Below are 3713 nucleotides of genomic sequence, written 5' to 3'. Positions count from 1 at the left end.
TGCTGGGTCTATGCAGCTTGATACCATTGGGGTTGAACGAAGCCCCTTCTGCCGAGTCGATTCAGACTGCTGGGATGTCAAGCTTAAGTTCTTTGACCCAGAAAACGATAGACGAGCCAAAAAAATCCTGCGATATACAATTGATGTTAGTGATATTATGCCGGTGACCATGGGTCAACCCAGAATTTGGGATGCGCTCTAGTCAGATATTTTTTTTAAAAAAGGAGAAACGGCCATGAAATGTCCTAAGCAAGCTGTACCTGTTCAACGTCCTTCCACCTCAGCAGCAATATCTAACCAGAAAGGGGTTAAACCTAGCACTACTGCCTTTGAGGACATACTGAGAGGGACATCAGGTGCATCAGGCTTGGAAGTAACCCTCAAATTCTGAGTCCAAATTGATTGGATTTGATGAGGGAAACTGGTCTGTGCTAGGTAGTTACAGACCCATCAACAACCATTAACAAAGGTAAACATCCATGACGCGATCAAGTTATGAAACTACCGAAGCAATCTGTACCCGTTAAAAGACCAGACCTGATTGACCCTTCCACAACCGTAGACCTGCAAATATTAATAGAGGCAAATGCAGTGGATGAGTTGCGCAACCTTAAATTTTATTTACTTCATGGTGCCAACTATAACAATCCCATGAGATTCTTGATGCCAGCCAACTTCTGTGGCTGTCAGATATTCTCTGGACAGTCAAGAGCAAGATGCTCAGCTACCTATGGTGGGCTTTAGAGTTGAAGTATTGCTTAGCTTAGAAGTTGAGCGCCTCGCAGCCAAACCCCTAAAAATAGGGATAATAATGTATTTAACCGTATAAATCAGACATGGACAATTTACTAGCGCTATGGTATAATTAAAATAGGACACAGAGTTTTGCGACCATGCCAAAAAAAGTAGGAGCAACCAGGAAGATATCGACTCAAATCGTCCCTGTAGTGGGGATAGCAAAGTCGGTTGAGCTTGAGTTACTGTCTACTATGAAAAAACTTGGTGTGGTTCGCTCTGAGTCTTACAACAAATTGGGAAGCATTAGCTACTGGGGACTCGACTGGAAAAAAGCATACCCAGAAGTCAGGAGTTTTAGAAGTCCCGAATCCCTGGGATTGCCCTCTAAATTGATGGAATGGACGGTCAGTGATGTAGCCAAGGCCATTACAGCGAGCCAAGCTGCTTGCACTGAAGCGGTAATTAAAAAGGTTTACAAAAGGTTCCCTGGGAAAGATAACCAAAAGAAGCGGAAAGAGCTTTGCAAACAACTTAAGACCGTAGCTTTCCTCGATAACTCCCTCTTACACAGATTTGTCAGAAAGGAATTTCAGCGGGGACATTCTTGGGGTAAAAACCAGATAGTCTATCAACAAGGAGGGTACAAATGCAAAAGACTTTCCCGTAATACTTACCAGTTAGAAATAGCTGGATTAAAAAGAGGGAAGAGGAACAGGATAGTTGTTAGGTCTAACCGAAAAATAAAAGGACAAATAAGGTTAATCCACAACCAACTCCTGCAAAGATTTGAAATTCACTTCTTGGTAGACTATGGAACCGTAGAGATTTCATCTGAACGTCGGAGTATAGGAGTAGACAAGGGTTACACTGAGGCTTTCTATGACTCAGAGGGTCAAGCTCACGGAAAAGAACTAGGAAAAGTAGCCACCAAAAAGTCTGAGCGCATATGTGCAAAGAACCGGAACAGGGGTAAGCTTTGGGCACTTCATAGAAAACTAGAAAAAATAGACCCGGCCAAGTCGGCTCGAATACTCGAAAATAATCTGACCAGAAAAACAGAAAATCGCCGTTACAGAAAAAATCAATCAGAACTGACGGCGATAATAGGAGCAGCCTCTAAGTCTCTTTTTAATGGGGAATCTTTAAAGGTGTTTGCTGAAGATTTAACACAGCCGATCCGAAATAAGCGCCAGTCTAAGGCCGTGTCCCGCAAACTCAATAGTTGGATGAAAGGAGTTATGCGAGATTCTTTGCAGAAATGGGCTGATTGGACTGGCTCGCTTGTCACAGAAGTTCAGCCTAGTTACACGTCGCAAATTGACTCCAGAAATGGAACCCTGTTGGGGAAAAGGACTGGGGACAATTTTACCGGATTTGATGGGGTCGTGTTACAGGCTGACTGCAATGCTGCTAAGAACATCCTTGCCAGAGGTACAGACAAGGAGATTTCTCGGTACATGAACAAGACCGAGGTTCAGGCCGTATTGTTGCGTCGTACCGCGCGTTTTTTGAAAGGGATGGGACTTAGTCTGCTTGATGCAGTCGAGCTTGGATGGATTGACTCTAAGCATACCAAAACTAAGGCTTTCAAGGAACTCCTCAACGGGATTTGAGGAACGCCTAGAAAAGATGAGTGGAAGACTTACTCCAATGGTTCATGACCACTCCTCACTCAGGCAACAAGAAAATGCACCTTGACCGTTTGATATTGGTTTGTCCCAATTAATACCGGTTTAAGAGTATCCCGATTTGATGGTGTTGGCTCGACTAACTAACTCCAGGATTCAACTTAGTAATAAAAGCCATGAATATTCACCAGGCCATTTATCGAACAATAGCCAAAAAAAAAAGCAAACCTCCGAGTACCTCAGAAGCTGAGCCGACGGTTCAACTGACTGAAATTGTTGACAAATTATTGGCAAAGCTACAGAAACAAAGCAACCTGCAACATTTTTCCTGGGTTGTTCAAAACGACCCTAATCTGCAAGCAGAACTGAACAAGATAACGGATAAAGGTGCCTTTGTCGAACAATTGCTGGCTCTCGCCAAAACTCAGGGTGGTTACAACTTTGCCGCTCAAGATGTGATGACAATGCCTGGATCGTGGAGTGCTAATTCTGTTGAGGAGCTGATCTCAGCATTTTACACCTTGGCCCAGGGAAGCCTGGAACACTTTTTGACAGATGTTAAACAAGATCCAGCCTTGCAACAAAAGCTAAGTGAGAAGCTGCAGACAACGACTGGCAAAGGCAACCTTGCCCAAGTCCTAGTCAAACTCGGTGAAGCGGAAGGTTATTCCTTTACAGCAGAAGATGTTGAAGAGGTCGCACAGGGAATCTGATTAAATCTTGATTCAGGAGACACGGTGATGAAACTTCCCATTCAAGCTGGGCATGTCCCCCCTTGGTTAGGGTATGTGTTAGGCGAAAACTCACATCTAATCAAGTAAGTAACAGCCCACTTCAGGAGAAAGAATCATGAAATTACCAAAACAAACTGCACCTATTCAACGAAACATTTCCGGGACTACCCTGTCCTTGCATAATGGTGTCAATGGTGTTGAAGCTAGTGACACTATAGATGACGTTGTTAGAGTTACAGACGCTGTAGCTCCAATTGTAACGTCACTCGGAACGGCAGCTTTAGGCGCTTTTATCTAGCACTAATTGTCTCGTAGGAATGATCCTTCAGGAGTCTGAGCATGAGTCTTACTTCCTTACCCGTTCAAGACATCTCTGATACGGCCTTCCTCACAGCCTTCTATCGGGTTCTGGAGAGCGATCGCCCAGACGCTCATTTTCATGACCCCTATGCCCGCATTTTGGCGGGAACTCGAGGAAAGCAGGTCTTGCAGCAAATGCCCCAGCAGGAGGCCCACGCCCCTGGGTGTATCGTGCGCACCTGTGTTATGGACGAGTTGATTATCCAGAGTATTGAGCAAGGGGGAGTCGATGCAGTTCTGAACTTAGGAGCAG

The 3713-nt window shown here is 44.6% G+C and carries 7 protein-coding genes; all 7 read left to right on the top strand.

Features of this window, described 5'->3' with window-relative positions; genetic code table 11:
* A partial coding sequence (locus F6K37_RS34675) for a cyanobactin maturation protease PatG family protein (RefSeq protein WP_502887800.1) occupies nucleotides 1-202 on the top strand: 202 nt, incomplete at its 5' end.
* A gap of 33 nt (nucleotides 203-235) precedes the next feature.
* On the top strand, nucleotides 236-391 hold the full coding sequence (locus F6K37_RS34670) for a hypothetical protein (RefSeq protein WP_287255369.1): 156 nt from the start codon (nucleotides 236-238) through the stop codon (nucleotides 389-391).
* Between the two features lie 104 nt (nucleotides 392-495).
* Nucleotides 496-744: a cyanobactin biosynthesis system PatB/AcyB/McaB family protein gene (locus F6K37_RS34665; RefSeq protein WP_287255366.1), complete on the top strand. Its 249-nt coding sequence runs from the start codon at nucleotides 496-498 to the stop codon at nucleotides 742-744.
* 149 nt (nucleotides 745-893) lie between these two features.
* A complete protein-coding gene (locus F6K37_RS34660) occupies nucleotides 894-2351 on the top strand; it encodes a zinc ribbon domain-containing protein (protein ID WP_287255365.1) in 1458 nt (485 codons plus the stop codon).
* A gap of 191 nt (nucleotides 2352-2542) precedes the next feature.
* The gene (locus F6K37_RS34655; protein ID WP_287255363.1) at nucleotides 2543-3079 is read left to right on the top strand and encodes a Nif11-like leader peptide family natural product precursor; all 537 of its coding nucleotides are present in this window, start codon (nucleotides 2543-2545) and stop codon (nucleotides 3077-3079) included.
* A gap of 136 nt (nucleotides 3080-3215) precedes the next feature.
* Complete coding sequence (locus F6K37_RS34650) at nucleotides 3216-3398, top strand: hypothetical protein (protein WP_287255361.1); 183 nt, start codon at nucleotides 3216-3218, stop codon at nucleotides 3396-3398.
* A gap of 41 nt (nucleotides 3399-3439) precedes the next feature.
* A partial coding sequence (locus F6K37_RS34645) for a class I SAM-dependent methyltransferase (protein ID WP_287255358.1) occupies nucleotides 3440-3713 on the top strand: 274 nt, incomplete at its 3' end.

It is taken from the genome of Moorena sp. SIO4E2 (assembly GCF_010671945.1).
Lineage (GTDB): Bacteria > Cyanobacteriota > Cyanobacteriia > Cyanobacteriales > Coleofasciculaceae > Moorena > Moorena producens.
Note: the sequence above shows the minus strand (reverse complement) of the source record. Positions and strands in the feature narration are given on the sequence as shown.

Coding starts and splice junctions, on each gene's coding strand:
- F6K37_RS34655 (WP_287255363.1), top strand. CDS start 2,543: ATGAATATTCACCAGGCCATTTATCGAACAATAGCCAAAAAAAAAAGC.
- F6K37_RS34650 (WP_287255361.1), top strand. CDS start 3,216: ATGAAATTACCAAAACAAACTGCACCTATTCAACGAAACATTTCCGGG.
- F6K37_RS34665 (WP_287255366.1), top strand. CDS start 496: ATGAAACTACCGAAGCAATCTGTACCCGTTAAAAGACCAGACCTGATT.
- F6K37_RS34660 (WP_287255365.1), top strand. CDS start 894: ATGCCAAAAAAAGTAGGAGCAACCAGGAAGATATCGACTCAAATCGTC.
- F6K37_RS34670 (WP_287255369.1), top strand. CDS start 236: ATGAAATGTCCTAAGCAAGCTGTACCTGTTCAACGTCCTTCCACCTCA.